At 68.2% G+C, this 3852-nt stretch carries 4 protein-coding genes; all 4 read left to right on the top strand.

The window, feature by feature from the left end; translation table 11 throughout:
- The coding region (locus G0Q01_RS22190) for a terminase gpA endonuclease subunit (RefSeq protein ID WP_203595132.1) at positions 1 to 1131 on the top strand (1131 nt) is incomplete at its 5' end.
- Positions 1121 to 1339 carry a gpW family head-tail joining protein gene (gpW, locus tag G0Q01_RS22185; RefSeq protein ID WP_164213873.1) on the top strand — a complete coding sequence of 73 codons (219 nt, stop codon included), beginning with the start codon at positions 1121 to 1123 and terminating at the stop codon, positions 1337 to 1339. The genes G0Q01_RS22190 and gpW, both read left to right, overlap by 11 nt.
- 1 nt (position 1340) lies before the next feature.
- Positions 1341 to 2945 carry a phage portal protein gene (locus G0Q01_RS22180; protein WP_164213872.1) on the top strand — a complete coding sequence of 535 codons (1605 nt, stop codon included), beginning with the start codon at positions 1341 to 1343 and terminating at the stop codon, positions 2943 to 2945.
- A gap of 4 nt (positions 2946 to 2949) precedes the next feature.
- The coding region (locus G0Q01_RS22175; RefSeq protein ID WP_164213871.1) for a S49 family peptidase at positions 2950 to 3852 on the top strand (903 nt) is incomplete at its 3' end.

Here is a 3852-nt window from a genome sequence, read left to right as displayed (position 1 = left end):
GCCTATGCGCCGCAGCGGGACTGGGCCTCGATCGCGGTCGAATACGCGCAGATGATGGGCTGGACCCGGCTCGAGGCGGGGCGCTCGAAAGCCGCCGAGGCGCAGGGGAGCACCGAGGCGCCCGGCAAGGCCGCCACCGCCAAGCCGATCAAGGCGGCGGTCGAGCAGGTGTTCTTCAACGACGTGCTCGGCCTGCCCTATGAGCAGGCGACCGATGCGCCGGATTGGGAGACCTTGCGGGACCGGACCGAGAATGCCGAGCCAGGTGCGGTACTCGAACTCGGCGTGCTGCCCGCGACGGGTTTCATCTTCGCGGCGGGCGTCGACTGCCAGGATGACCGCCTCGAGGTGCATCTGGTGGCCTTCGGTGCGAACCGCCGGCGCTGGGTCATCGACTACAAGGTGATCCCGCACCACATCGGCGACGAGGCCGGCCGGGACGCGCTGAACGCACTGCTGCGTCAGGAGTGGCGCACCGAGCTGGGGCTCCGGGTGCCGCTCGACATCCTCGCGATTGATGGCGGCGCCTATACCGACGACGTTTGGAGTTGGGCGAAGCGCCATCCCTGGGGCCGGGTGATCATCGTCAAGGGCGGCTCCACCGAGAACGGCCCGCTGATGGCGCTGCAGAAGTTCGATCGGCGCAGGGACGGCAAGGTGAAAAAGGCGCAGAAGCGCGCCTTCAATCTCAACGTCTCGTCTCTGAAAGCGGGACTCTACGCGCACCTGCGCAAGGAAGACCCCGAGGAGCGCGGCTTCATCCAGTTCGCCCGGGCGCTTGGCGACGAATACTACCGGATGATCACCGCCGAGAACCGCGTGCTGAGCCGGAACAAGCAAGGTGTGATGACCAGCCGGTGGGTCCTGGTCGAGCCGACGCGCCGCAATGAAGCGCTCGACACGATGAACTACGCCGAAGCCGGGGCCCTGCGGAAGGGCTGGGCGGCGATGACCGACGATCAGTGGGATGTCCTGACCGCCGAGCGCTCGGCCCCGGCGCCGGACAAGCAGCCGGACCTCTTCGATGCATCTCTGCCGCTCCTCGCGGGCGCGCAACCGAAACCCAAGAGCAAGCCGGCCCGCAAGGCCACGCGGCTCGCCGATCTTCTGAGGGAGCAAAATGGTGGATAACGAGACCCTCACGAAACGCCTGGCCGAGGCCGAGGAAGCTCTGCATCAGGTCCGGATCGGCGCGCAGGCCGTGGTTGTCGGCTACGACGGACACCGCACCGAATACACTCCCGCTAATGCGGCGGAGCTGCACCGCTACATCTCCTCGCTGCGCCGCCAGCTTGGCCTGACGCGCGGTGGCCTCGCGTCCCTCCCGGTGAGGTTCTGACATGGCGGTGCGTTCGCTGACCGAGGTCCCGCGCATTCCCCGTAAGCGCGGCGCGCTCCGCGATGCCGGGTTCGGCGGCTCCACCCCCTATGTCGCGGCCGACACCGGCATCGACACGCTTGCCGGATTCCTGCCCTCGAACCGCGCCGTCGACGCCGAGGTGCTGCCCGGGCGGGATCGCATCACCGCGCGCAGCCGCGATCTCGGTCGCAACAATGGCTGGGCCGCCGGTGCGATCGCCAAGGAAGTCGATGGCGTCATTGGCGCGAATTTCCGGCCGCTCCTGAAGCCGGACTGGCGCGCCCTCGGCCTCGATGCGGACTGGGCGCAGGAGTTCAAGGAAACCATCGAGGCGCGCTGGCGGACCTATGCGGATGACCCGCGCAAGTTCTGCGACACCACGCGCAGCCAGACCATGCCGCAGCTCTTCGGCATGGCCTATCGCACCTATCTCGTCGAGGGCGAGGCGATTGGCCTGGTCAACTGGCGGGCCCGGCGGCCGTTCAAGACGACGATGCGCGTCGTTGATCCCGACTTGCTGAGTAATCCGAACGGGGCATCGGACGAAGCGCGGTTGCGCGGCGGCGTCGAGATCACCCGCGACGGCGTCGCGCGGGCCTACCATTTCCGGCAGGGCCACTACGCGACCAGCTGGGCGGATGTTTCGGACGCGATGACCTGGAAGCGGATCGGCCGCGAGTCCGCGACCGGTCGGCCCCAGGTGATCCACTTCTTCGACAAGACGCGGGATGGCCAGACCCGAGGCATCAGCCGCCTCGCGCCGATCGTCGAACGGCTGCGCATGGAGGACCACTACAGCCGGGTCGAGCTGCAGGCGGCGGTGATCAACGCGGTGCTCGCCGCTTTTATCAAAAGCCCCATGGGCCCCGAGTCGATCAACGAGATGTTCGGGGATGACGAAGGCATGCGATCGCTCATCAACTACCAGACCGAGCGCAAAGAGTTCTACGGCAGTTCGGGCGGGGTGAAGATCGGCGGCGCGCGCATCAGCACGCTCTATCCCAACGACGAGATCGGAATGGTGCCGACCGCGCGGCCCGCGGCGCAGTTCGCCGACTTCGAGGCCGCGGTGCTGCGGCACATCGCGTCGGGAATGGGGATCAGCTACGAGCAACTCGCTTCGGACTGGTCGAAAACCAATTACTCGAGCGCCCGGGCGGCGATGATCGAGATCTGGCGCGGCTGGACCGCGCGCCGCACCGCCTTCGCGCAGGGCTTCTGCCAGCCGTTCTTCATGGCCTGGCTCGAAGAGCAGATCATGGATGGTCATGTGCGCCTGCCACGCGGCGCACCTGACTTCTACGCCTTCTGGCCGGCTTATGCCCGCGCCAAGTGGATCGGACCCGGCAAGGGGTTCGTCGACCCGGTCAAGGAAGCGCAGGCCGCGGCGATGCGCGTGTCGCTGGGGCTCTCGACGCTCGAGGAAGAGGCGGCCGAGCTCACCGGGACCGACTACGCCGACAACATGGAGCAAATCGCGCGCGAGGTCGCGGCCATGCCCAAGGGCACGCTGCACCCGGCGCAGGAGAGCTTCGCGAAGCTGCTGGGCCCGACCACCGGCCCGAGCTTGAGCCCCGAGGACTGACATCATGCATCATCCGCAAATCGCGCAGCGTGTGTTTCACACGCCGCTTCTGGCTGCGCCGACGAAAGCCGCGGCCTTCATCATGGGGCTCGGCCCACGCCTGGTGGGCGCCGAGGTCGAGGTGGTGGGCGCCGAAGCCTCGCCCGAGGCCTTTCGCCGGGCGCGCGCCTCTCTGCTCGACGAGCGCCTCGAGGAGGGGATGCGCAGCGGCCGGCTCGGTGCCTACCGGGTTCGCGACGGGATCGCTGTGATCCCGGTGACCGGGGCCCTGATCCACCGGGGCGGATGGATCGGCAACAGCTCCGGTCAGACCTCCTACGAGGGGCTCGCCGCGCAAATCGAGATGGCGGCGAGTGACGGCATGGTGCGCGGCGTGGCGCTCGAGATCGACAGCCACGGCGGCGAGGTAGCGGGGTGCTTCTCGCTAGCGGACCAAATCCGCGAGCTGCGCGAGAAAAAGCCGGTCTGGGCCTTCATCAGCGATCACGCCTTCTCGGCCGCCTACGCCATCGCCTCGCAGGCGACCCGGATCGTGATGCCGCGCACCGGCGGGGCAGGCTCGATCGGCGTCATCTGCATGCATGCCGACAAAAGCGCGCTGCTTGAGCAGATGGGCGTGCAGGTGACGGTGATCTCGGCTGGGGCGCACAAGGCTGACGGCAACCCCTATGCCCCGCTTCCAGAGAGCGTGCGGGCGGACCTGCAGGCCGAAATGGAGCAACTGCGCACGATCTTCGCCGAGACCGTCGGCGCCGGCCGCGGCGCCAAGCTCACCGCCGAGGCGGCCCTGGCCACGGAAGCCCGCTGCCTGATCGGCGCTGACGCGGTCAAGGCGGGCCTCGCCGACGAGATCGCCAACCCGCGCGAGGCCTTCGAGGCCTTCGCCGATGACCTCTATGGCCGCAGA

This window comes from Salipiger sp. PrR007 (assembly GCF_010499845.1).
Lineage (GTDB): Bacteria > Pseudomonadota > Alphaproteobacteria > Rhodobacterales > Rhodobacteraceae > Salipiger > Salipiger pacificus_A.
The sequence above is the reverse complement of the archived record's forward strand: the minus strand, read 5'-3'. Positions and strand labels throughout refer to the sequence as shown.

Excerpts from the sequence above, each read along its gene's own strand:
- gpW (WP_164213873.1), top strand. The coding sequence starts at position 1,121 with ATGGTGGATAACGAGACCCTCACGAAACGCCTGGCCGAGGCCGAGGAA.
- G0Q01_RS22180 (WP_164213872.1), top strand. The coding sequence starts at position 1,341 with ATGGCGGTGCGTTCGCTGACCGAGGTCCCGCGCATTCCCCGTAAGCGC.